Origin of the sequence: Ochrobactrum sp. SSR, assembly GCF_030067775.1 — a bacterium.
GTDB classification, from domain to species: domain Bacteria; phylum Pseudomonadota; class Alphaproteobacteria; order Rhizobiales; family Rhizobiaceae; genus Brucella; species Brucella teleogrylli.
This window is the reverse complement of the sequence record NZ_CP125969.1, coordinates 478,668-502,627: the sequence shown is the minus strand read 5'-3', so window position 1 is coordinate 502,627 and position 23,960 is coordinate 478,668. Positions and strand designations below refer to the sequence as shown.

The following is a 23,960-nucleotide window of genomic DNA, read 5'->3' as shown; positions in this document are numbered from 1 at the left end:
CGACCCCGCCCTGCCTCAATATGTAGGTCTTTTCGTTCTGATTTTAAGCCCTTCAGTGGCACTTGCAACCGAGACTTATTACCAGCGAGCCCCTTGACACAACTAATATAGGTCAAGCCCCCGTTTGCTAAAGCTTTCTGCCAAAAGTGGCGTTTGTTTTTTGACGGAACGGGCATCGCGCAGCTGCGAAAAAACTTCATAAATGCGTGATCAAAGCTGCGACCAAGGCCGAGTGACCGCAAAAATTTTCAGAAAATTATGAACGACGCGCTTACCATAAACGGATTGGTAACGCTGATGACATTAGGGTGGTGGAATTAGATTGCTGTGTGCCTTTTGCGCCGCAGCTTAAAAAATTCCGGAATACAGGTAGGGTCATCATCGTGCGTATGGCATTCAGTAAAGTCGCATATGCCCTGAAAAAAGCGGCGCAAGCTACACTTCTTCTCGCGACCGTTACGGGCTGTTCGACAGCATCCACCACGATACCGGCGATTGCCGCCAGCGACAGATATGCTGCGATCGTGGTCGATGCAAATACGGGCAAGACGCTTTTTTGCTTCAAACGCCGACGCGCAGCGCTATCCCGCTTCGCTGACCAAGATGATGACGCTCTATATGCTCTTCGAAGCCATGCAGGCCGGACGGATCAGCAGGGATACGCCCATCCCCGTGTCAGCCTATGCCCGTTCGCGTCCACCGACAAAGATCGGCTTCCGCCCGGGCCAGACCATCCGCGCCGAAGATGCGGCGCTCGCCATGATCACCAAGTCCGCCAATGACGTTGCGGCGGCGGTCGGCGAATATATCGGCGGTTCGGAAGAGCGCTTTGCCCAGATGATGACCGCCAAGGCGCGCCGTCTCGGCATGCGCAACACCACGTTCCGCAACGCATCAGGCCTGCCGAACATGGCGCAGCATTCCACCGCGCGCGACATGGCTATCCTCGGCATGGCGCTTCGTCAGCATTTCCCGCGTGAATTCTCCTATTTCTCGCGCCGCAGCTTTGTTTATCGCGGTCAGACCATCAACGGTCACAACCGCCTGCTGGGCCGCATCGAAGGCGTGGACGGCATCAAGACCGGCTATACCAATGCTTCCGGCTACAACCTCGTTTCGTCGGTCAATCTCGATGGCCGCCGCATCGTTGCCGTGGTCATGGGCGGCAATACAGGCGCAAGCCGCGACGCCCATATGGCGCAGCTGATCAACAAATATCTCCCGCAGGCCAAGCGCGGTCGCAGCACCGACGCTCTCATTGCCGCAACCAATGACGTTCCGCAGACTGTCGCCGCCGTCGATCTGCCGAAGGCGAGACAAGCGCCTGTGCCGGTTGCCCGTGTCGAGATCGGTCAACGAAGTCATCAACAACGAATCCGGTGAAGGTGACGCGGAACAGCCGCAGGTGCTTGCACTGGCCGCTCCAACAGCCCGTCCGGCTGCGCTCGCAGCACAGGCCGCCATTCGCCCGACACCGAAGGCCAAAATCCCATCCGGCACCCTGCAGGCTCAGGCCCAAGCGCAGGCACAGGATGTAGACCCGGTCACCACCGCGTCGGCCCCGTCTGCTGGCGGCTGGGCGATCCAGATCGGTTCTCTGCCGAGCGAAGGTCAGGCCCGCGACATGCTTGCCAAGGCGTCGTCGTCTGTCGGTGGCGCGCTGCGCAGCGCATCGCCCTACACGGAAACCTTCAACAAGGGTAACGCCACATTCTACCGCGCCCGTTTCGTCGGCTTCACCTCGAAGCAGGCTGCATGGGACGCTTGCGCTTCTCTCAAAAAGAAGAGCTTCGGCTGCTATGCCGTCGCCAACTGATCAATCGCGAGGAGATTTTTTCTCCTCGCAACAGCTTCAAACCCGAATTTTGTTAAGCGTAGAGGGTTTCGAGATGTCCAATATGAAAGACACATTCGTACCGCCGCTGAAGACCACCATTTGGTCTCATGAAGAAAAACGTGTGCCTTCGCTGGGCGGTCTGTTCTCGGTACAGACGCTCAAACAGGCTGCATTGCGGATTGCCGATGTGCGTCGCGGCACGGGGTTTCAAACCCGCGATCTCGTTGGCCTGCTGGTCAGCCATGCCGCTCGTAACAAACGCATCGCCCAACCACGTGCCCGGATGCGCATGACGCTGCCAGTCAATTCCAACACGATCACCGTTCGTGTGACGATTGAAAACTGAACGCAATTAGCTGAATAAAATAAAGGCCCGCCGATTTTTGGTGGGCCTTTTTGATTCCGGGAAAATTGCTCAGAGCAGGCCGAGTGCTGCCAACTCCTGACGCAGTTCCGCAGGGAGCGCTGCCCTGCCCGACTTTCCAGCCGCTTCATCACGCGGCACTTCGTTCTCGCTCAGATAACGCCATCCCTGAAAAGCGCGGCGCGGCTGCCATTCCGTTGGAACGATCTTCGGTTCCAGCACGAAATGGCAACGGCTGATACCCGCTTCATCCGTAAAGGGCCTCACATCAAGCAAACGCTGGCGGCACTGGATATTGCCCTTGATGACCCAGTAGAGCGAACCGCCCTCCAGAAGCTCGTCGATGCGTTTCGGCACCATCCGCGTCGTGTGGGTTTGTTCGGGCACAAGCCCCGCGCCCCGCTGTTCAGCGAGGCGGAAATCGATCCAGGCTGCGAGATCTTCGATACTATCGCAACCGACACAAAGCTTGACGAGATTGAGAGCCATGGAAGCGGTTTAACCAAGGGATGCGACCGCTTCAAGCAAGAAGAATCGCGTTCTCCTAAAGTTGAGAACTCAGCAGGCTACGACATTCACCGCAAGACCGCCCTGACTGGTTTCTTTGTAGCGTTCGCTCATATCGTGACCAGTCTGACGCATGGTTTCAATACAGGCATCCAGCGGCACGAAATGCTTGCCATCGCCCTTCACGGCCAGCGATGCAGCTGTCACCGCCTTCACCGCACCCAGCGCATTGCGTTCGATGCAAGGCACCTGAACCAGACCGGCGACCGGATCGCACGTCATGCCCAAATGATGCTCAAGCGCGATTTCAGCGGCATTTTCGATCTGCTCCGGCGAACCGCCGAGAACAGCGGCAAGCCCCGCTGCCGCCATTGCAGAAGCGGAACCGACCTCGCCCTGACAGCCAACCTCTGCGCCGGAAATCGACGCATTGTGCTTGATGACTCCACCAATGGCTGCCGACGTCAGCAGAAAATCGCGAATGCCCTTCTGGTCGGCATCATCGTGGAAATGCAGATAATAGCGTAGCACCGCAGGCACCACGCCCGCGGCGCCATTGGTCGGCGCGGTAACCACCCTGCCGCCCGAAGCGTTTTCTTCATTGACCGCCATGGCATAGACCGACAGCCAGTCATTGGCGAGCAACGGATTGCTGCGATTGTTGCGCCAGTCATCCTGAAGCTTATCATGAATGTGCCGTGCCCGACGACGGACGCCCAGCCCGCCCGGCATGATGCCCTCCCGGCTCAAGCCACGTTCGATGCAGCCGCGCATGGCGCCCCAGACGCGATCCAGCCCCGCGTCGAGTTCCTCACGCGACATATGCACTTCTTCATTGGCGCGCTTCATTTCGGCAATCGACAGCCCGCTATCATGGGCCATGACCAGCATTTCAGCGGCATTGCGGAAAGGATAAGGCACGTCGGCCTTGTCATCCGGCTTCGCACCGCTGCGCTGGACGCGGCTCAATTCTTCCTCTGTGACGACGAAACCGCCGCCAATGGAAAAATAAGCACGACGCAACAAAAGATTGTCGTCGTGATCGTAAGCGGAAAACGCCATGCCGTTGGCATGGCCGGGGAGCGGCGTCTTGCGGTCGAGAACAAGATCGACCGCCGGATCAAACTGATAGGCGGGATGGCCTCCCGGCTGCACTTTCTTGGCCGCCAGAACCTTTTCTACTTCCGAATCCATGATATCGGGATCGATCGTGTCGGGCAGAAAACCGCAAAGGCCAAGGATCACCGCGCGGTCCGTCGCATGACCGACGCCGGTATAAGCCAGCGAGCCATGCAGGCTCGCCTTCAGGCGAACGATTTTGGAATGCGCAGGCCGTGGCCAGTTGCCGCTGATGATCTCATTGAGAAACATCCGCGCAGCCGTCATGGGACCCATCGTATGGGAGCTGGAAGGCCCAATACCAATCTTGAAGAGATCGAAAACCGACAGAAACATTCCACACCTTCTGCAGCTTCGACTGAACGGAGCTGACCAAGCTTTGACCCAACGCCCGTCCTATCCAGACGGTTGTATGCGCGAGCGAATACAACACGCGTTGCGGTACATTCATATCAGATAGTGTAAGAAAGGAATAACGCAAACGGATTGCCGAAATGCGGCATCAATTTTCCGGAATGCGTAGCTCTGTTTCTGCGCTGCTGCCGGATCTTTCAGACCCCAGCGCCTGATCGATCAAACAGAGAAGAGGTAGGCCATGAGAATAATAGCGGCGAGCCCAATGACTGCCCAGAGCGTAACGCCCCAGCAGGATTTTTGAACTGTTTCGTCCATGGAACTTTTCATAACCCTATTGTGTATCGGTCTGACAAACAGTGGTTTTGATCACGTCACTGTTACCGCTCATATAGCCCCGTGAAGTGCGAAATGCAACGGTGAAAAGCGGCTGAAATGCGGCAACCTGTCAAAACTGCAAGCACCGCACTTTAAAAATCCATTCCGTATCAAAAGCTTACAAAATTTTTTCATTAACAAAAGCTTTACAGTGGCGGCGAAAATGCGGCATCAGGGTTGTGGGAGGAACATATCTGTCTTGCCGGTAATCCGGTAAGCCGCAAGTCCCACCCACTCGCGCATGGCGACGCTGAAGCGCGAAAGGGCATCGTTGGGCGACTCCAGATAGATGGAGAATTCTTCGTTCAATCGCGTCTTGTAATCGACTGGCCAGGCGATCACGTCGAAACCCGCCTTGCGAAAACAGCCGACCGCGCGTGGCATGTGATAGGCGGAGGTCACCAACAGCCACTTTTCTCCCGCTTTGGGCTGAGCCAGTTCCTTCGATAAAACCGCATTCTCAACCGTATTGCGCGACTTGTTCTCGTAGATATAGCGGTCTCCGGAAAAGCCGAGATCGTCCAGAAGCGCGCGCGTTGTGTCGGCTTCGCTGGTGGATTGCTCGAAAAAAGCACCCTCGCCGCCGGAAACGATAATCTTCGCATTGGGATAAAGCCGCGCAAGCCGCATCGTCTCGACAATGCGGTCAGCCGCGCTGTTCAATTCAAAACCGGGCCGTCCCGCATTGATGTCGCCATTCATGTAACCGCCCAGAACGACAATGCCGTCGACCTTATCCGGCAAAGCAGCCCTCGGGAAGCGGTCTTCCAGTGGGGCCAGAAACAGAGCGCCGAGTGTCGTGAAAGCACTGACAAACAGAATGAGTGCGGCCAGCCCCAATGCAGAAAGGCCGGTTTTGCGAAAACCGGCCCATATGGTCACAATACCTAGCAAAACGAACAGGAAAATGATCGTAAGCGGCTGAAAGAACAGCCAGAAAAGCTTTGAAAAACTGTAGAACACTCTGAAACCCCAAGCGAACCGATCCACACGGGGCCGAATCCCACGCATCTCCATACTATAGCCTTGGATCAGCCTGTGTTAGAGATTTGCGAGGAATCGAAACCGGAAAGCATCATGCAGAACACCGCTGAAACGGAACTGTCACCCGCTGCCTCGCGTCCTCGTCTCGGACGCATCGATATTGCGCGCGGAATCGCGCTGATCGCCATGGCGATCTATCACTTTGGCTGGGATCTGGAGTTTTTCGGCTATATGGCCCCGGCAACGACGGCACAAGGCGGCTGGAAACTGTTCGCGCGCTGCATTGCTTCCAGCTTCCTGTTTCTCGTTGGGTTCAGCCTGGTTCTGGCCCATGGTCGCGGCTTACGCTGGCGTTCAATGGGCATACGTCTTGTCCAGATCGTCGTTGCGGCTGCGGCCATCACCGGCGTCACCTATTTGATGTCACCGGAAAGCTTCATCTTTTTCGGCATCCTGCATCAAATTGCGCTCGCAAGCGTTCTGGGCCTGCTTTTCTTGCGACTGCCATGGATCGTGACCCTTTGCGCGGCCATCCTGGTCATTGCTGCGCCCCATTTTGCCAGAGCCGATATTTTCAACCATCCGGCACTGGCTTTCCTCGGTCTTTCGACCGTCACAATACGATCCAACGACTTTGTGCCGCTATTTCCATGGTTTGGCGCTGTTCTGTTGGGAATTGCCGCGTCGCGCATCGCCGAGCGCTACAATTTGCTTCCGCTGCTTTCCGGAGGCATCAAGCCCCGCTTTCTGCAAAAGCCGCTCACTTTTATCGGCAGGCACAGCCTTGCCTTCTACCTCATTCACCAGCCGGTACTTATTTCTCTGGTGTATGTCTTCGCGCAAATCGCGCCGCCTGCGCGACCAGCGCCAAGAGAAGCCTTCACGCAGTCCTGCGTGGCCGCCTGTTCGCAAACCGGCAGCGAAGCGCTTTGCAAGGCGTTCTGCGGCTGTGTCGTGACCGAGCTTGACAAGGCGCAACTGTTCGATGACGTCTTTACCGGCAAGGCTGATCAACAGAACAACAGTACGGTGCGGGAAATCGCGAATATGTGTTCGCCTGTTCCCGATACACAACCGGAATAGGTGGCGTCAGGTGCTAACGCCAAGCTCCGCCAACCGCTCAATGCAAGCTTCTTCGATCTGATCCAGTTCGCCGACGGTTTCATCGATATCGCGGCGCTTCTGGCGCAGATCGTCACGTTTTTCTTCGACGCGCTTCATCAAAAGCTTGAGCTGACCGGTCTCGCCGGGCGGCTCGCGATACATCTGGATGATCTCGTGAATCTCGGCGATGGAAAAGCCCAGTCGCTTGCCGCGCAGAATCTGCTTGAGAAGGTGGCGGTCCGACGGGCGGAACAAGCGGGTCCGGCCACGCCGCACAGGCGCGATCAGTCCTTCATCCTCGTAAAAACGCAAGGTACGGGTTGATATCCCGAATTCCCGCGTCAGTTCCGTAATCGTATAATATTCGCGCACCACGGCATTGCACCTCACCTTGAGTGATTGAATGTTGTGCAACCGCATTTACGTAAAAGTCAATATCAATCCGTCACATCCTAAAATATTGACACTCTTTTAGGAGCCGCAAACTTGGGCTTATAACAGTCGAATAACACGGAAAATGTACGATACGTTATCGGAAAAGCGCATTAAAACAGCGATATAGAGTTATTAGCGGCTGCGCTCTCTTGCCATGATATTGCCGATCGTGCGTTATAGCCCATCCTGAAACCAGCATGACGGCAATTTATGCGGCGCTCGATAAAATACACATTGGCAGGCCTTATCGTCATCGCAATCGGCGGTGCGCTTCCATTTGCAATCGAGCCGCTCGTGGTCAAGCTCGGCGAAGGATCGATTCGCCAACTCGCGCGCGACGGCAAGTTTTGCAAAACGGACACCTGCGAAGACGGCGTTGAATATGTGACCGCTTTTCTGGAAACCAATTACGGCCTCTCGCCGCACGATGTTAAATGGTGTATGGGCGTCGATGTCATCTCGCATTACGAATTGCCGTTCGGCAATAATCTGAAAAAAATCCGTCACAGACCGTATGTATGCGCGATGCGGAGATCCCCGGCAGGACGAAGCTGAGGGCGATCACAGCGAAGAATAGAGCCGAACAGAGGACATACTTCCATGAAGCGTTTTTTACGCATTTTTGCGTGGCTGGTCCTCGCCTCCATTCTCATCGTCACAGTCGGCCCGATCAGCCTGCGCCCGATCAGCGGCGAACCTGCGGATGTGGAGCGCTTCGGCGCGTTCTTTCTGGTGGGCACGCTGTTTGCCCTCGCTTATCCCCGCCACTGGCTATCTGTTTTGCTGCTGACAGTCGGCTGCGCGGGTGCATTCGAGTTGTTGCAGCGTCTTGCGCCCGGACGTCACGGGGAAATGGCGGATTTTCTTTTCAAGGCCGTGGGTGCTGTCTGTGGAACGACCGCGGGCTATCTTTTGAGCAGACTGCCCATCTTTCGGCAGTCCTAAATCAAATCAGGCCACCGACATCAGGCTCAGCCTGTCGCGGGCGGTCTGTCGCATGAATTCCTGATGGATTGAACGCAGCAACGCGAAGAGATCGTCGTTTGCAGCCAGTTGTCTGCTTTTGCCAGTGGTTTCAAGCATCAGAGCAGAGACTTCGACCGGGCCGAACTTGCTGCGTCCGTTGGCAACAGCGCGCCATGCCTCGATGGCCGCAATCAATGCGGCGTGGGTAGCATCACTCAATCCGGCGGATCGCAGCAAAGCGACGATTGCCGCCGGGCGTCCGTGCGAAATGATCGAGCAAATGCGTTCTTCATCGAGATCGGACAGCGACGCCATCAGGGCCGCGAACAGATCAATGCGACCGCCCGCGACAACGCGGATGATGAAAGCGGTCGTCACCTCCCCGCGCAGTCGCAGATGTTCGACGACTGCGGGCAATTCCTGCTGCGTGCAAGCTTCGGCTATGTCGATGGAAGCCCGCACGAACGCATCGCCGACGAGCTTCGCGGCGCGTCTCTCGCCAAGGAGACGATTGACCAGCGGCATTTGGCGCAGGGCGTCGCCGACCTTCACCACAAGCAAATGACGGCAATCGGCAGGCAGTTGCGGATGCGCCAACAGTGCCTCACGCACTTGTGGCTCATGTCCACAACGCTCTGCAATCCGGCGGAATGACAGCGGCGCAATCCGCGCGCAACTGTTGCGGAGAAGTTCGGTCACCGATTCGAATGAGCCGACTTCTGCAATGGCAGCGGCCAATGCGATGGAAACATGCGGACGGGCCGCGACCAGCAACTGGATCAACGGCGCGCCGAAGGAAACGCGGTCGATAAGGTCCGCCTCGCTCAACAGCGGCGAGCGCGCGATGATATAGCCAGCCACTTCCGGCTGATCGGCTGCAAGCGCCGTAAGGATATGCAAGGGAGAATGCGCGCTGGTGGACAAAACATCGGCCATGGCAATGCGCACTTTAGGCGACGGATCGTCGAGCATCAACGTCAGGCTTGCTTCAGCGAAGGCACGAGATTGCTGCGGCTCCTGCTGGTCAATGCAGCGTTGCGCAAGCGCTGCAGCTTTGACGATACGTGCTGAAACCGGCTCGGTTCGGCTGATTGGCGCACCATTTTCGATATACATTCTGGCCCCGCTCCAGACAGTTCTTTGTATTCAAAATTGGTAAATTAAAATGGTTTATGATCCGTTTACCATAAGCTCCACCCGGCTCTGAAATCGAATGGAACCGAACGGCGTTCCGCACGTTTTCCTTGCATCAATCAACGGAGACGACAAATGGCCGAAGACAAGACCACCAACGATATCCAGCAGGCTTTGGAAAAGCAGATCGCCGATATGCGCGGTGAGCTGAAACGTCTTTCCCGCTCGCTTGCCTCCCAGTCTGGAGAATTCCGGGATCGTGCGGAAGACGCGATGGATGACGTATCGGGTCGGCTGCGGCACACGGCACAGGCTGTGCGCGATCGCGGACAAGTGGTGGCGGAGACGATACGTGAAAATCCCGGAACGGCGACCACGCTGTTCGGGACCGCCGGCATTCTCGGCATTCTGATCGGCGTTGCCATCGGATGCGCGATTTCGGATCGCCGCTAGAGTACATCCTGAAACGTCTGGTACGGTTTTCGGGATTTGCTTTGTAGCAAGCCGATTGAAGCCGGTTTAAGGAAGGCCCGCGCCGCCCCCTCGCGCGGGCCTTCCTGTATCTATTTCCCTTTACGCCTGCTCAGCTGCCTGATAGTGCAGCTGCATCGGCAATTTTGCCACCGGTCGCAGCCTACCCGGTCAAAACAAGGACAAGAGCCAAGCAGCAATGCTTGTGCTACGCGCATAAGCGCGAAACTGGCTGCGCCGTAACTTGACGAAAGGCGCTTAAATGTCAGAAAATACAATATATTTCGGCCTTACCCAACTGGGATCGACCACCGGCGTCCCCACCTCGCCGGAAGAAGCCGTTCTCGAAAAGGTCGCCAATCCGCAGCATGGCACGCGCTATTGTGTGCGCTTTACGGCACCGGAATTTACATCGCTCTGCCCCATGACCGGGCAGCCGGATTTCGCGCATCTGGTGATTGACTATGTTCCGGACCGCTGGCTGGTGGAAAGCAAATCGCTCAAGCTTTTCCTGTTTTCATTCCGCAATCACGGCGCTTTCCACGAAGATTGCACTGTTACTATCGGCAAGCGTCTGGTCGATTTGCTGCAACCGGAATGGCTGCGCATCGGCGGTTACTGGTATCCGCGTGGAGGCATCCCGATCGACGTTTTTTACCAGACCGGTGCAGCGCCGCAGGATGTCTGGATTCCTGAACAGGGCGTGCAGAATTATCGCGGAAGAGGATGATGGAGGCCTCGCCCTGGGTTTGAACCAAGGACAGGGGAGTTTGCAGGCTCCCTGCGTTGCATTCCGCCACGAGGCCATTGCCGATCGTTCCTAGATCGCAGAACTTGCTGACCGGTTAATGGCCTCAACTGAACCACAAGTATCGGGCAAGAATGTGAAACTTTGTGAACACACGGCAAATCCAGCGGCTCTATTGTCCTACCTTCACCCCGTCCCTATTATCTGTTCAACCGACAGCGCCTGTCCATTTTCGGGAAAAACATCATGAAACGACCCGGTATATTTGTCTCGCTCGCCCTGTTATCCGGCATCATCCTCACAGGCTGCGGTGGCGCGGGAAAGGCTGCCATGGATACGGGCAAGAGTTTTGACCGATTCGGCTGTATGTCCCGCAACTTCAAGGGAGAGCCACCCTGCCCGCAGCCGGATCAGGCTCCACCCAAGACCCAATAGGTGTTGAGCCTGAAACGATAAAGGGAGGCCCCAGATGGCTATCGAACCGCAAGATGTGCTCAAATTCTGGTTTTCGCCCAAGATGCGTGAAAACTGGTTCACGAAAAGCGACGATATCGACAATGAGATTCGCGAGAAATTCGCTGTCGCCTATGCAGATGCACGCGCCGGCAAGCTGGAATCGTGGAAGCAACAGCCGGAAAGCGCGCTGGCCCTGACGATCCTGTTCGACCAGTTTCCGCGCAATATGTTCCGCGGATCACCGCGATCCTTCGAAAGTGACGGTCTGGCACTGGATGTGGCCATGCAGGCGCTCGACCACGATTTCGACCGGCAGCTTTCCGCCGATGAGCGGCAGTTCTTCTACCTGCCCTTCATGCACAGCGAAAATCTGGACCACCAGCGCCGCTGCGTCGAGCTTTATGAAAGGCTCGGCGACCAATATTCGCTCGGCTTTGCCCGCGACCACCACAACATCATCGAGCAGTTCGGCCGTTTCCCGCATCGCAACAAGGTGCTGGGCCGCGCAACCACGGAAGACGAAGCCGACTTCCTCAAGGAACATGCAGGTTTCTGACTACATCAACCTGTAAGGCAGGATGCCACGGCGGTCGTGATCGACCGCCAGCCTGCTTTTGAGCGGCGGCACGGCACGCTGCACACATTCCGCACGGTCGCAAATCCGGCATGAAACGCCAATGGGATCGAAGGCTGACCGCGCCGTGATATCGAGACCATCCGCATAGACGAAATCATGCGCGTAGCCCACTTCACAGCCAAGGGCGATGGCATAGCGCCGCTGCGGGGCGTTGAAACCACCCTCGCTTTTCGTCAGTTCCGTGGCCACACAGAGATAGCGGGCACCATCAGGCGTTTCTGCCAACTGACGGATAATCCTTCCTGGCATTTCGAATGCCTGATGCACATTCCAGAGCGGACAGGCGGCGCCATAACGCGCAAATTGCAGCTTGGCGGCACTGTGTCGCTTGGTGATATTGCCTGCCCGGTCGATACGCGCGAAAAAAACCGGAATGCCGCGCTGGCCCGAACGTTGCAAAGTGCTCAGCCGGTGGGCGACCTGTTCCAGACTGGCTCCGAAGCGCGAGGCCAGCAATTCGAGGTCGTGACGCAGTTCCTTCGCCGCCGACAGAAAAGTCTGGTACGGCATGACCAGCGCGCCGGCAAAATAATTGCGCAGGCCGATCTTGCAAATCTCGACTGCTTCGACCGACCTGAAATCGGCCCGCCTTGCTATCGCATTGACCAGTTCTTCCATTTCCAGTTCGGCGATTTGAAATGCGATCTGGAAATGGCGCGTCGAAGCCGGCGAATAGGGATTGAGATAGAGAACCCGTGCTTGCGCATCGAAGCGACGCAGAACCGCCTCGTCTGAACCGGACCTTGCCAGCCGCACGCGGTGGCGGTCTTCCATATATTGCGGCAGGGCGACACCGATATCCCGACCGGGAATATCCAGCCGCTCGGCAAGCTTTTCTGCTGCAACATCAATCTCATGCACATAATTGTCGATAAAATGAAAGAAGTCGCGGACTTCCTCATAAGGCGCAGGCTCGGCTATCGAAGGCGCGCGCCCCAGCTGGTTATCGAGACTGGCAAGCTGCTCGCTGTTGCGCCGATAAGCCTGATGGCAGGCGATCAGGGCATGCGCCAGTCCCGGCGCATTCTGGGTGATGAGTTTCAGCTCTTGAAGGTTCGGCTTGTAATTATCGAATACAGGATCGGCCAGCGCCTCGGAAACCGCCGATAACAACCGATCATCATCGCCAAGCGAGATCGCACCAATATCGATCTGGTAATTCTCGGCCAGCGCCAACAGGACGGCTGCCGAAACGGGGCGCTGGTTGTTCTCGATCTGGTTCAGATAACTCGTTGAAATACCGAGACGTTCAGCAAAGGCCGACTGCGTGGCCTTATGCTGCTCGCGGATTTGACGTATCTTCCTGCCGACATAGAGTTTTTTAGGTGCCATTTTCGCAATTTCGCATTTTGCTATTTGCAAATTTATAACTTACACAATCGCACCTTTTCAAGCTTTTCTACACGGCTCACAAGCGCTTTAAGCATTTTAGAAAACGCATCTAAAAATGCCTATCATTTCAGTTTCATAACCGACTTTCGAAGGCCGCAATAATGCAGGAACTCCTAGAACAGCTCGAAGCCCGCCGCGCCGAAGCGCGTATCGGCGGTGGCCAACGCCGTATCGATGCCCAGCACGCCAAAGGCAAACTGACCGCCCGCGAACGTATCGAAGTGCTTCTCGACGAAGGATCGTTCGAGGAGTTCGATATGTATGTCACGCATCGCTGCACCGATTTCGGCATGGCGGAGCAGAAAGTGGCAGGCGATGGCGTCGTCACCGGCTGGGGCACGATCAATGGCCGTCAGGTCTATGTGTTCAGTCAGGATTTCACCGTGCTCGGCGGCTCGCTGTCGGAAACCCATGCCCAGAAGATTTGCAAGATCATGGATATGGCGATGAAGAACGGCGCGCCTGTCATCGGGCTCAACGATTCCGGCGGCGCGCGCATTCAGGAAGGCGTCGCTTCGCTGGCGGGATATGCCGACGTGTTCAAGCGCAATGCCGATGCCTCCGGCGTCATTCCGCAGATTTCCGTCATCATGGGCCCCTGCGCGGGCGGCGCGGTCTATTCACCGGCGATGACCGACTTCATCTTCATGGTGCGCGACAGTTCTTACATGTTCGTTACCGGCCCGGATGTGGTGAAGACCGTGACAAATGAGATCGTCACGGCGGAAGAACTGGGCGGCGCGCGCACGCATACCGCCAAGTCGTCGGTCGCTGATGGCGCTTATGAAAACGACATCGAAGCGCTGGAACAGGTGCGCATTCTGTTCGATTTCCTGCCGCTCAACAATCGCGACAAGCCACCGGTCCGTCCGGTGCATGACGATCCGTCGCGGCTGGAAATGCGGCTCGATACGCTGATCCCCGACAGCGCAACCAAGCCTTATGACATGAAGGAACTGATCCACGCGCTGGCAGACGAAGGCGAGTTCTTCGAAATTCAGGAAGCCTTCGCCAAGAACATCATTACCGGCTTCCTTCGTATCGAAGGCCAGACAGTCGGCGTCGTCGCCAACCAGCCCATGGTGCTTGCAGGCTGCCTCGATATCGATTCCTCGCGCAAGGCCGCACGTTTCGTACGCTTCTGCGATGCTTTTTCGATCCCGCTTCTGACCCTCGTGGACGTACCGGGCTTTCTGCCGGGCACGGCGCAGGAATATGGCGGCGTCATCAAACACGGCGCAAAGCTGCTGTTCGCCTATAGTCAGGCAACGGTTCCGATGGTCACGCTCATCACGCGCAAAGCCTATGGCGGCGCTTATGACGTGATGGCCTCCAAGCATATCGGCGCGGACATCAACTATGCCTGGCCAACGGCGGAAATCGCCGTGATGGGTGCCAAGGGCGCAACGGAAATCCTCTATCGCTCGGAACTGGGCGACCCCGAAAAGATTGCCGCCCGCCAGAGCGAATATGAGGAACGCTTCGCCAATCCGTTCGTCGCCGCCGAGCGTGGCTTCATCGACGAGGTGATCATGCCGCATTCCTCGCGCCGCCGCATTGCGCGCGCTTTTGCCAGCCTGCGCAACAAGCAACAAAGCGCGCCCTGGAAAAAGCACGACACCATTCCGCTGTGATCCGGTTCAGTTGAGTAGATAAAGATGATCAAGAAAATCCTCATTGCCAATCGCGGCGAAATCGCCTGCCGTGTGATCAAGACCGCAAAGAAGATGGGCATTGCTACGGTTGCGGTTTATTCCGATGCCGACCGCAATGCGCTGCATGTGAAAATGGCCGACGAGGCCGTGCATATCGGCCCGGCGCCGTCGAACCAGTCCTACATCGTCATCGACAAGATTCTAGATGCCATCAGGCAGACCGGGGCGGACGCCGTGCATCCGGGCTATGGCTTCCTGTCGGAGAATGCCCGTTTCGCCGAAGCGCTGAAGGCGGCCAATGTCACTTTCATCGGACCGCCGGTGAACGCCATTGATGCGATGGGCGACAAGATCACCTCCAAGAAGCTGGCGGCGGAAGCGGGCGTTTCCACCGTGCCCGGCCATATGGGCCTGATCGAAGACGCTGACGAAGCGGTGAAGATCGCTGGTTCCATCGGCTATCCGGTGATGATCAAGGCGTCTGCCGGTGGTGGCGGCAAGGGCATGCGTATTGCGTGGAACGACGACGAAGCCCGCGAAGGCTTTCAACTGTCGCGCAACGAGGCAAAAGCCTCCTTCGGCGACGACCGCATTTTCATTGAAAAATTCGTCACGCAGCCGCGCCATATCGAAATTCAGGTGCTTGGCGACCAGCATGGCAATGTCGTCTATCTCGGCGAACGCGAATGTTCCATCCAGCGCCGAAACCAGAAGGTGATCGAGGAAGCGCCCTCACCCTTCCTCGACGAAGCGACCCGCAAGGCCATGGGCGAACAGGCCGTCGCACTTGCCAAGGCGGTTGGGTATTTTTCCGCCGGTACGGTTGAGTTCATCGTCGATGGCAGCCGCAATTTCTATTTCCTCGAAATGAATACGCGTTTGCAGGTGGAGCATCCGGTGACGGAACTCATTACCGGCATTGATCTCGTGGAAGAAATGATCCGCGTTGCCGCCGGTGAAACGCTGCGCTTTGGTCAGGCCGACGTGAAGCTCAACGGCTGGGCCATGGAAAGCCGTCTCTATGCCGAAGACCCGTATCGCAACTTCCTGCCCTCCATCGGTCGCCTCACCCGCTACCGGCCTCCGGTGGAAGGTCGTCGCGACGACGGAACGGTCATCCGCAACGATACCGGCGTGTTCGAGGGCGGCGAAATCTCGATGTATTACGATCCGATGATCGCCAAGCTTTGCTCCTGGGGGCCGGATCGCCTTGCCGCAATCGACGCGATGGGCAACGCGCTCGACGCCTTCGAAGTGGAAGGCATCGGCCACAATCTGCCATTCCTGTCCGCGGTCATGGATCACCAGCGCTTCAGAGCCGGTGCATTGACCACGGCCTTCATCGCAGAGGAATATCCGGATGGTTTCTCGGGTGTTGCGCCATCGGAAGATGATGCGCGCCTTCTGGCTGCAGTCGCTGTACATATCAATCTCACCGTTGTCACCCGCGACGGACAGATTTCCGGTCGTCTTTCCGGGCAGGACCTCAAGCCCGGCAACGACTGGGTGGTCAAGATCGGCGACCATCTTCTGCCGGTTCGCCTTGCCGACGGCGAAGGCGGCGCAACGGTGAATTTCGCCGATGGCGGCAGCCTCACCATTGCCAGCGACTGGCATCCAGGGCGCGAACTCGCCACATTCACCGTCGGCGGCAAGCCGGTGAGCGTGAAGGTCGCCCGCGCAGGCTCCGGGTGGCGTCTGCGCTGGCGCGGCATGGACCTGACCGTGCATGTGCGAAAACCCCGCATCGCGGAACTGGCAAAGCTGATGCCGGTCAAGCTGCCGCCGGATACATCGAAAATGTTGCTCTGCCCGATGCCGGGCGTCATCACCTCGATTCTGGCAGAGGAAGGCGTTACGGTGGAAGCCGGACAACCACTTGCGACGGTCGAGGCCATGAAGATGGAAAACGTGCTGCGCGCCGAACGTCGCGCCACCGTCAAGCGCGTTGCCGTCAAGGCCGGAGAAAGCCTTGCCGTCGACGAACTGATTATGGAATTCGAATAAGCCTGCAACGCGGTGCTTTGCACCGGCTCAAGGTGCAGGTGCAAGCTTCCCTCTCCTGAGGAGCGCCCGCAGGGTGCGTCTCGAAGGACGGGGAAGCTGGGCATGAGGACGATATGGGATGGAGAATAAGCCAATGACGCAGAAAACCCGTGCGGATTGGGAAGCGTTGGCCGAAAAGGAACTGAAGCGCCCGGCAGACAGCCTTGTCTGGCATACGCCGGAAGGCATCGATGTGAAGCCACTTTATACGGCGGACGACCTGCAAAATGTCGGCCATCTCGACAGCCTGCCGGGTTTCGAACCGTTCGTGCGTGGCCCGCGCGCAACCATGTATGCCGGACGTCCGTGGACCATCCGCCAATATGCTGGTTTCTCCACCGCCGAGGCATCCAACGCCTTCTACCGCAAGGCGCTGGCCGCCGGACAGCAGGGCGTGTCCGTCGCCTTCGACCTTGCCACCCATCGCGGCTATGACAGCGACCATCCGCGTGTCGTCGGCGATGTCGGCAAGGCGGGCGTGGCCATCGACTCCGTCGAAGACATGAAAATCCTCTTCGATGGTATCCCGCTTGAGAAGGTTTCCGTGTCGATGACCATGAATGGCGCGGTGATCCCGATCCTCGCCAATTTCATCGTTGCAGGCGAAGAACAAGGTGTCTCTCGCGACCTGCTTTCCGGCACCATCCAGAACGACATTCTCAAGGAGTTCATGGTCCGCAACACCTATATTTATCCGCCCGAACCCTCCATGCGGATCATTGCGGATATCATCGCCTATACGGCGACGGAAATGCCGAAGTTCAACTCGATTTCCATTTCCGGCTATCACATGCAGGAAGCTGGCGCGACGCTGGTGCAGGAACTGGCCTTCACGCTGGCCGACGGGCGCGAATATGTGCGTGCGGCCCTGCAAAAAGGCCTCAATGTCGATGACTTTGCCGGTCGCCTATCGTTCTTCTTCGCCATCGGCATGAATTTCTTCATGGAAATCGCCAAGCTGCGCGCAGCCCGTCTTCTCTGGACGCGCATCATGAAGGAATTCGAGCCGAAAAAGCCGGGTTCCCTGATGCTGCGCACCCACTGCCAGACCTCTGGCGTGTCTTTGCAGGAACAGGACCCCTACAACAATGTCGTGCGCACGGCATTCGAGGCCATGTCGGCGGCCCTTGGCGGCACGCAATCGCTGCACACGAACGCTTTCGACGAAGCCATTGCTTTGCCGACGGAATTTTCCGCTCGCATCGCCCGCAACACGCAGCTCATTCTCCAGAACGAGACCGGCGTGACCAAGGTGGTCGATCCGCTGGCCGGCTCCTATTACATCGAAAGCCTGACCAACGAACTGGCCGAGAAGGCCTGGGCGTTGATCGAGGAAGTGGAAGAACTGGGCGGCATGACCAAGGCCGTCGAAAGCGGCCTGCCGAAGCGGCTGATCGAGGAAGCCGCCACCAAGCGTCAGGCTGCCATCGACAAGGGCGAGGAAGTCATTGTCGGCGTCAACAAGTTCCGGCTGGAACAGGAAGACGAGATCGACATTCTCGAAATCGACAATACCGCCGTGCGTCAGTCGCAGATCGCGCGCATCGAGCGCATTCGCCAGACCCGCGACAAGGCAAAGGTCGAAGCCGCCCTCGCCGCTCTCGAAGAAGTGGCGACCAGCGGGGAAGGCAATCTTCTTGCCGCAGCCGTCGAGGCATCCCGCGCTCGCGCCACGGTCGGCGAAATTTCCGACGCCATGCGCCGCGCTTTTGGCGACCACGCCGCAGAACCGAAAGTCATCCGCAAGGTCTATGGCGATGCCTATCAGGACGAGCCTGAATATCAGACGCTGGTGTCGCGGCTGGAGGAGTTTTCCAAGCAGAGCGGCGAAACGCCAAAGGTAATGGTCGCCAAGCTTGGACAGGACGGGCATGACCGCGGCGCCAAGATCATCGCGTCAGCTTTCGGCGATATCGGGTTCGAAGTTCTGGCCGGACCATTATTCCAGACACCCGACGAAGCGGCTGATATGGCCATCAAGTCGAAAGTGCACGTCATTGGGGTGTCGTCGCTGGCTGCCGGTCACAAGACCCTGCTGCCGCAGCTCGTTGATACGCTGAAAGCCAAGGGTGCTGAAAACATCGTCGTGGTTTGCGGTGGAGTGGTGCCGCGTCAGGACTATCAATATCTGTTCGACCACGGCGTCGCAGCGGTATTCGGCCCCGGCTCGAATGTGTTGGATTGTGCACGCGCCGTTCTGGACATTCTGGAAGGGAAACGCCGCAATCTTTGATTTATCAAAGGGTTAAATCAAAAAAGCGATTCATTTTATGAACATGAAAAGCCGGAGCATACGCTTCGGCTTTTCTCTTTGTATCGCCTTACGACTTCGGGTCCGCGGATGCCGGTATCGCGGAACTCGTCACCGAAACCGGATCGCTCGCGGGAAAGGTATCTTCCAGCCCTTCCTCCAGCTGACGTTCCAGTTCGGCCCGGTCACCTGCCCGCCTTGCGCTGGGGCGCGTCAGCAAGGTGTCGGGTTCAATTCCACATTCCATGGACGCAACGCCGAGCGCCGCACCAAGCTTGGCTGCTGCACGCCGAATGGCATCGTCGCGATTCAACTCCACCCCGGTTTCGTTTTCAAAAATCACGGATACCTTTTCATCACCCTCGGCAATAAACTCGACCGTATAGAGCTTGAAGCCGCCTATCGAGCCGATGCGGGTTTCGACGATTTCCATATGCTGATCTCCGCGCTTTTTCCGACTGCGGGATAACGGAAATCGGTCGTAATAGTTCCATGCCGGCCCGCAGGAACACCGCTATAAAAAGCGTGACACGAAAACTTCAACTACGCTCTTCCCCGGACAAAAGCCGAGCCTATATCCCTATAGGGATTTTTGCGGAAATTGCTTTTCAAGGAAAGGATGTCCCATGGCCGTCAGCAGAAAGGACCAGGCGCGCGCGCTTAATGCAGAAGAGAAGGAGCTGGTGGAAAAGACCCAGCATCCGCATTTGCAGGAAGTGTCCGACGAGGAACTCACCCAACTGGCAAAGCTGATCCGCGAGCGCCGCAAGAAGGCGCGCGATCAAGCCAACCAGCGCCGCCGTGAAATGCGCGGCAAATCGGCGGCCCGTGGCGCGACGGCTTCAAAGGCCGATGAAGGCTCTCACCTGAAGGTTGCCGTTCTCGCGACTGCCGTGGCGCGCATCAATGGCGAAGTCGAGCGCCGTGAACAGATGGCAGCTGCCAGCGATCTGATCGCCAACGCCCAGAAAGCGCTTGCAGCAAAGCTCGCCAGCGAAAAGGCTGCCAAAACCTTCAATACGCGTCATGCCCATTTCGGTATGCGAAATGTTCCAAATGAAAAGTACAGCACTTTCACGCGGCTTGCCGATCGCGGGCGTAACCGCAAGACCGCAAGTGTCAAACAGGCGAAGAAAGACGCCCGCTAGCCACACCCTGTGAAAATTGATTATAAACAACAGCTTAAAACGGCTCTTTGATTCAATCACAGAGCCATTTCAAAGCATCTCCAGCGCCACTTTTCGCGAAGGCGGCGCAAAGGCGCGGTCAAGACGCGCCAATTGCTCTTCGGAAAGCCGCAAATCTGCGGCTTTTCTGTTGTCGCGAACATGATGCAGGTTCGATGATTTTGGAATAGCAACCACGTTGCCCTTGCGCATGATCCATGCCAGCGCCACCGCCGCAGGCGTCACGCTATATTCCGCAGCGATCTCCGCCAAAGCGCGATTGCCGAGCAAACGGCCCTGTTCGATAGGCGAATAGGCCATCAGCGGAATGCCATGCTGACCGCACCAGGGCATGAGGTCGAATTCTGGCCCGCGCCGTGTGAGATTATAGAGAATCTGATTGCTCGCGACAGCCTGACCGCCCGTGACGCTGAACAGCTCTTGCATATCGCCTGCATCAAAATTGCTGACACCCCAAGCGACGATCTTGCCTGCCTGCTGCAATTCCTCGAAAGCAGCAATTGTTTCAGCCAGCGGATGACGCCCGCGCCAGTGCAGGAGATAAAGATCGATGCGATCCGTACCGAAACGTTCCAGACTGCGCTCGCAAGCCTCGATCGTGCCAGTCCGAGATGCGTTATAGGGCAGAACCTTGCTCACCAGAAACACGTCGTCGCGGCGACCTGTTATGGCTTCGCCGACAACTTCCTCAGCTTCGCCATCGGCATACATTTCCGCCGTGTCGATCAGCGTCATGCCAAGCTCGATACCGTATCGAAGCGCCTCAACCTCATGGTGACGCTCCCCGGCGTTCTCACCCATATACCAGGTGCCTTGTCCCAGCGCTGGAACGTTCTGACCTGACGGAAGCTTGATCTGCGGTATCGTGCCGGTCATCTCTTTTTCCTTATCGACGGATCACAAGCATGATCACGTAAGATCAGGAAAATACAAGGCCTTAAGCATGATATCTTATGCGAATTGCAGCCCAAATCCCTGCATCAGCCTGCGGATGGCATAATCCGGCTTCTGTGAGGTGAAGACCGCAAGATCGTCGTGGTGATGCAATTCAACATCGCCCTTGCGCGGCGTCAGCAGCGATACGGTGCGGCGCGCAATCGCTTCCGCCGGATCGAGCCAATCCACCGGCCATGGTGCCAGACGGCGGAACACATTGGCGAGAAACGGATAGTGGGTGCAGGCAAGCACCACGATATCCGTGCGGTTGCCATCCTTCTCGATAAAGCACGGCGCGATCTGTTCCACGACCAGCGCTTCATCGATCTCCTCGCCGCGAATATGCGACTCGGCAATGCTCGCCAGCCGATCAGCGCCGACCAGCCGCACATGGCATTGCGAGGCGAAAGACTGGATGAGATCGCGGGTATAAGCGCGCTTCACCGTGCCGGGCGTCGCCAGCACGGAAACCAGCCCGGACGATGTGCGCTCGGCGGCGGGCTTGATCGCAGGCACGGTCCCCACAAAAGGCACCGATGGATAGGCGCGGCGCAAATCGTCCAGCACCAATGTCGAGGCCGTATTGCAGGCGATGACCGCGATTTCAGGATTGTGCGTTGCGATGAAACCGCCGAACAGTTCAACGATACGCGCCCGAAGCGCCTCTTCTTCCCAGCCGCCATAGGGAAAACCGGCATCGTCGGCGATATAGACGAAACGCCGGTCCGGCATCAGCACCCGCGCCTCGCGCAACACCGTCAAACCGCCGATACCGCTGTCGAAGACCAATATAGGTCTTTCGTTGTCGGTTGTTGCGGAAGCGGAAAAGCTGGCGACGGGCGCGTCTTTCATTCTGCCTTATCCTCTGGAGCGGGCTTGCGGGCGCGACCTTCCGGCGCGCCGGAGCCACGCGGCTTCTTGGGCGTAAACACATCAAGCGAGGTGACAACCCCGCGCAGGAGCTTCAATTCCGCTGAGGCGAAACCGGCCCGCGTCAGCACGGCGCGCAGATTATTGACCATAATTTCCTTGCGCGCTTCGGGCCGGAAATAGCCTCTGACATCAAGGGCTTCTTCCAGATGGTTGAACAGGCCCTGCAATTCGTGCTTCGGCGCAAGCTCCATCTCTGGTCCACGGAAAACCGTTTCCGTCTCGGTCTCGAGACCGGACTTCATCCACTCATAGGACATGAGCAGCACGGCCTGTGCGATATTGAGCGAGGCGAAGGCCGGATTGACCGGAAAAGTCACCAACTCATCGGCAAGCCCGACCTCTTCATTGCTGAGACCAAAGCGTTCACGACCGAAGAGGATGCCCGTCTTTTCGCCGCTTCGAAAACGCGTGCGCAATTCATTACCGGCCTCGACGGCGCTGCGCACCTGCTTGAAGCCATCGCGTTCACGCGCCGTGGTGGCATAGACGAAATTGAGATCGGCAATCGCCGACGGCAGGTCGTCATAAACCACCGCATTGTCGATGACATGATCGGCCTTGCTGGCGGCGGCCCTCGCCTTTTCGCTGGGAAACTCCTCACGCGGATTGACGAGCCGCAATTCAGCCAGACCGAAATTCGCCATGGCACGCGCCACCATGCCGATGTTCTCCGGCAATTGCGGCTCCACCAGCACGATTGCCGGTCCTTCCGCGATAAAGGGGCGCTGCTTGTCTGTTCCTGCCATGATGCTTTCCGTCATAGATATAATCGTGGCGTTTCCCTGACATAATTGACGTAAAATCGCAAAGATTCCCCTTACGTTCGTCCGCAAAAAACAGGTGTAGTATCTGAATAACACCTGCCCTCGCCGCATCCATGCCAGATTAACCGTACGGAAAATCAGGATTCAGGGAGGAAGCCATGTCCGTTAAAAAAATTCTCATGCTGTGCGGTGATTTCGGCGAAGACTATGAAACCATGGTCCCGTTCCAGACCCTGCTTGCGGTCGGCCACACGGTTCACGCGGTTTGCCCCGGCAAGAAAGCGGGCGATCAGGTCGCGACCGCCATTCACGATTTCGAAGGTCACCAGACCTATTCGGAAAAGCCCGGCCATAATTTCACGCTGAATGCCAGTTTCGCCGATGTGAAGGCTGAAAATTATGACGCGCTGGTCATTCCTGGTGGTCGCGGGCCAGAATATTTGCGGCTCGATGACAAGGTGATTGCGATCGTAAAACACTTCTTCGAAGCAAACAAACCAGTCGCCGCCGTCTGCCACGGCGCCCAGCTGCTTGCAGCCGCCCGCGTGCTGGAAGGCCGCACCTGTTCAGCCTACCCGGCCTGCCGCCCGGAAGTCGAACTCGCCGGTGGCACCTATGCCGATATTCCCGTCGATAAAGCCGTAACAGACGGAAACCTCGTCACCGCGCCCGCATGGCCCGCTCATCCGGCATGGCTATCGCAGTTCCTCGCCGTGCTCGGCACCAAGATCACGCACGCTTGAGCATAATGGATATTGCCTGCAATCATCATCGGTTGCAGGCAGCTTCATATTGCGCAACACTATCCACGGAGCTTTATCCGGGAGAAAATCATGTGCAGATTGTTCATCGGTGCCAATCCAGAACTCTGGCAGAGCGTAACACGCTCACTGCGCATTGATGGCGTCGTCACCAGCGTTAGGCTTGAAAACTTCTTCTGGTGGACACTGGAAGATGTTGCTTCCCGCGACGGTCTCAGCGTGAGCCGACTGATCAGCAAGCTTTATGGCGAATCCCGCGAAGAAGGCCACGACCTCGACAATTTCGCCTCTTTCCTGCGCGTCTGCTGCGGGCGCTATCTTTCCCTGCAACTGAGCGGCCTCGTGCCGACCGACAAGGCGGCCGCCATTTCCGCGCTCGACGCTGACGCCATTCTGGCGCGCGAACAGGAAAATTACCGCCAGCAGCAGGAGAGCTGGAAGAAGCCACGCAACAGCGAGCCGGCAACGCACCACGCAGCCTGACCCCGCCCTTCGCGATTTTTTGACTGCCAATTCCACCTATAGGCCAAAGAATGAGGCC

Annotated in this window: 23 protein-coding genes and 2 pseudogenes; 15 read left to right on the top strand and 10 right to left on the bottom strand. The window is 57.4% G+C overall.

Annotated elements, in window-relative coordinates; genetic code table 11:
- The first annotated feature begins 383 nt into the window (after positions 1-383).
- Both QLQ11_RS02405 and QLQ11_RS02400 read left to right on the top strand, forming a co-directional pair.
- A pseudogene (locus QLQ11_RS02405) lies at positions 384-1,816 on the top strand (SPOR domain-containing protein).
- A gap of 73 nt (positions 1,817-1,889) precedes the next feature.
- The gene (locus QLQ11_RS02400) at positions 1,890-2,183 is read left to right on the top strand and encodes a hypothetical protein (protein WP_283735897.1); all 294 of its coding nucleotides are present in this window, start codon (positions 1,890-1,892) and stop codon (positions 2,181-2,183) included.
- A 69-nt stretch (positions 2,184-2,252) separates the two neighbouring features.
- On the opposite strand, the gene QLQ11_RS02395 is transcribed toward QLQ11_RS02400, so the two are convergent.
- The 3 genes from QLQ11_RS02395 to QLQ11_RS02385 form a co-directional block, all read right to left on the bottom strand.
- Positions 2,253-2,690, bottom strand: coding sequence for a DUF1489 family protein (locus QLQ11_RS02395; RefSeq protein ID WP_140025055.1), 438 nt, complete (start codon positions 2,688-2,690; stop codon positions 2,253-2,255).
- Positions 2,691-2,759: 69 nt separating this feature from the next.
- Positions 2,760-4,163: an L-serine ammonia-lyase gene (locus tag QLQ11_RS02390; protein WP_109369184.1), complete on the bottom strand. Its 1,404-nt coding sequence runs from the start codon at positions 4,161-4,163 to the stop codon at positions 2,760-2,762.
- 567 nt (positions 4,164-4,730) lie between these two features.
- Positions 4,731-5,522 (bottom strand): YdcF family protein, encoded by a 792-nt coding sequence (locus QLQ11_RS02385; RefSeq protein WP_371835901.1) that lies wholly within the window; start codon positions 5,520-5,522, stop codon positions 4,731-4,733.
- A 114-nt stretch (positions 5,523-5,636) separates the two neighbouring features.
- On the opposite strand from QLQ11_RS02385, the gene QLQ11_RS02380 reads away from it, so the two are divergent.
- Positions 5,637-6,626, top strand: a complete 990-nt coding sequence (locus QLQ11_RS02380; protein ID WP_140025058.1) for a heparan-alpha-glucosaminide N-acetyltransferase — start codon at positions 5,637-5,639, stop codon at positions 6,624-6,626.
- 6 nt (positions 6,627-6,632) lie between these two features.
- On the opposite strand, the gene QLQ11_RS02375 is transcribed toward QLQ11_RS02380, so the two are convergent.
- Entirely contained in the window at positions 6,633-7,019 is a 387-nt protein-coding gene (locus QLQ11_RS02375) for a MerR family DNA-binding transcriptional regulator (protein ID WP_078340841.1), read from the bottom strand.
- A gap of 273 nt (positions 7,020-7,292) precedes the next feature.
- On the opposite strand from QLQ11_RS02375, the pseudogene QLQ11_RS02370 reads away from it, so the two are divergent.
- Positions 7,293-7,659: pseudogene (locus QLQ11_RS02370) on the top strand (hypothetical protein).
- A gap of 23 nt (positions 7,660-7,682) precedes the next feature.
- The gene (locus tag QLQ11_RS02365; protein ID WP_121536260.1) at positions 7,683-8,027 is read left to right on the top strand and encodes a VanZ family protein; all 345 of its coding nucleotides are present in this window, start codon (positions 7,683-7,685) and stop codon (positions 8,025-8,027) included.
- Positions 8,028-8,033: 6 nt separating this feature from the next.
- On the opposite strand, the gene QLQ11_RS02360 is transcribed toward QLQ11_RS02365, so the two are convergent.
- The gene (locus QLQ11_RS02360) at positions 8,034-9,164 is read right to left on the bottom strand and encodes a DUF2336 domain-containing protein (protein ID WP_371835900.1); all 1,131 of its coding nucleotides are present in this window, start codon (positions 9,162-9,164) and stop codon (positions 8,034-8,036) included.
- 153 nt (positions 9,165-9,317) lie between these two features.
- On the opposite strand from QLQ11_RS02360, the gene QLQ11_RS02355 reads away from it, so the two are divergent.
- From QLQ11_RS02355 to QLQ11_RS02340, 4 genes are all read left to right on the top strand, one after another.
- A complete protein-coding gene (locus tag QLQ11_RS02355) occupies positions 9,318-9,635 on the top strand; it encodes a YqjD family protein (RefSeq protein ID WP_283735900.1) in 318 nt (105 codons plus the stop codon).
- A 280-nt stretch (positions 9,636-9,915) separates the two neighbouring features.
- Positions 9,916-10,383, top strand: a complete 468-nt coding sequence (queF, locus tag QLQ11_RS02350; protein ID WP_283735901.1) for a preQ(1) synthase — start codon at positions 9,916-9,918, stop codon at positions 10,381-10,383.
- A 264-nt stretch (positions 10,384-10,647) separates the two neighbouring features.
- Positions 10,648-10,836, top strand: coding sequence for a hypothetical protein (locus QLQ11_RS02345; protein ID WP_140025061.1), 189 nt, complete (start codon positions 10,648-10,650; stop codon positions 10,834-10,836).
- Between the two features lie 34 nt (positions 10,837-10,870).
- The gene (locus tag QLQ11_RS02340) at positions 10,871-11,413 is read left to right on the top strand and encodes a DUF924 family protein (protein WP_140025062.1); all 543 of its coding nucleotides are present in this window, start codon (positions 10,871-10,873) and stop codon (positions 11,411-11,413) included.
- Here the strand turns inward: QLQ11_RS02340 and QLQ11_RS02335 are convergent, their stop codons facing one another.
- Positions 11,414-12,826 (bottom strand): XRE family transcriptional regulator, encoded by a 1,413-nt coding sequence (locus QLQ11_RS02335; RefSeq protein WP_283735902.1) that lies wholly within the window; start codon positions 12,824-12,826, stop codon positions 11,414-11,416.
- A gap of 161 nt (positions 12,827-12,987) precedes the next feature.
- Between QLQ11_RS02335 and QLQ11_RS02330 the strand changes: the two genes are divergently transcribed.
- From QLQ11_RS02330 to scpA, 3 genes are all read left to right on the top strand, one after another.
- On the top strand, positions 12,988-14,520 hold the full coding sequence (locus QLQ11_RS02330) for an acyl-CoA carboxylase subunit beta (protein ID WP_109369195.1): 1,533 nt from the start codon (positions 12,988-12,990) through the stop codon (positions 14,518-14,520).
- A gap of 24 nt (positions 14,521-14,544) precedes the next feature.
- Positions 14,545-16,548, top strand: coding sequence for an acetyl/propionyl/methylcrotonyl-CoA carboxylase subunit alpha (locus QLQ11_RS02325; RefSeq protein WP_283735903.1), 2,004 nt, complete (start codon positions 14,545-14,547; stop codon positions 16,546-16,548).
- Positions 16,549-16,681: 133 nt separating this feature from the next.
- Complete coding sequence (gene scpA, locus QLQ11_RS02320; protein WP_121536268.1) at positions 16,682-18,820, top strand: methylmalonyl-CoA mutase; 2,139 nt, start codon at positions 16,682-16,684, stop codon at positions 18,818-18,820.
- An 88-nt stretch (positions 18,821-18,908) separates the two neighbouring features.
- On the opposite strand, the gene QLQ11_RS02315 is transcribed toward scpA, so the two are convergent.
- Positions 18,909-19,271, bottom strand: coding sequence for a hypothetical protein (locus QLQ11_RS02315; RefSeq protein ID WP_109369198.1), 363 nt, complete (start codon positions 19,269-19,271; stop codon positions 18,909-18,911).
- A 193-nt stretch (positions 19,272-19,464) separates the two neighbouring features.
- On the opposite strand from QLQ11_RS02315, the gene QLQ11_RS02310 reads away from it, so the two are divergent.
- Positions 19,465-19,986: a hypothetical protein gene (locus QLQ11_RS02310; protein ID WP_109369199.1), complete on the top strand. Its 522-nt coding sequence runs from the start codon at positions 19,465-19,467 to the stop codon at positions 19,984-19,986.
- A gap of 69 nt (positions 19,987-20,055) precedes the next feature.
- Here the strand turns inward: QLQ11_RS02310 and QLQ11_RS02305 are convergent, their stop codons facing one another.
- The 3 genes from QLQ11_RS02305 to QLQ11_RS02295 all read right to left on the bottom strand — a co-directional run bounded on the left by QLQ11_RS02305 (position 20,056) and on the right by QLQ11_RS02295 (position 22,640).
- Positions 20,056-20,901, bottom strand: a complete 846-nt coding sequence (locus QLQ11_RS02305; RefSeq protein WP_109369200.1) for an aldo/keto reductase — start codon at positions 20,899-20,901, stop codon at positions 20,056-20,058.
- Positions 20,902-20,976: 75 nt separating this feature from the next.
- Entirely contained in the window at positions 20,977-21,813 is an 837-nt protein-coding gene (murI, locus tag QLQ11_RS02300) for a glutamate racemase (RefSeq protein WP_109369201.1), read from the bottom strand.
- Positions 21,810-22,640, bottom strand: a complete 831-nt coding sequence (locus QLQ11_RS02295; protein WP_109370249.1) for an RNA methyltransferase — start codon at positions 22,638-22,640, stop codon at positions 21,810-21,812. The genes murI and QLQ11_RS02295 overlap by 4 nt, the downstream gene beginning before the upstream one ends.
- 176 nt (positions 22,641-22,816) lie before the next feature.
- Here QLQ11_RS02295 and QLQ11_RS02290 point away from each other — a divergent pair, with 176 nt between their 5' ends.
- Both QLQ11_RS02290 and QLQ11_RS02285 read left to right on the top strand, forming a co-directional pair.
- Positions 22,817-23,401, top strand: a complete 585-nt coding sequence (locus QLQ11_RS02290) for a DJ-1/PfpI family protein (RefSeq protein ID WP_171318336.1) — start codon at positions 22,817-22,819, stop codon at positions 23,399-23,401.
- Positions 23,402-23,491: 90 nt separating this feature from the next.
- Positions 23,492-23,902: a ribbon-helix-helix domain-containing protein gene (locus QLQ11_RS02285; protein ID WP_283735904.1), complete on the top strand. Its 411-nt coding sequence runs from the start codon at positions 23,492-23,494 to the stop codon at positions 23,900-23,902.
- Positions 23,903-23,960: the final 58 nt, after the last annotated feature.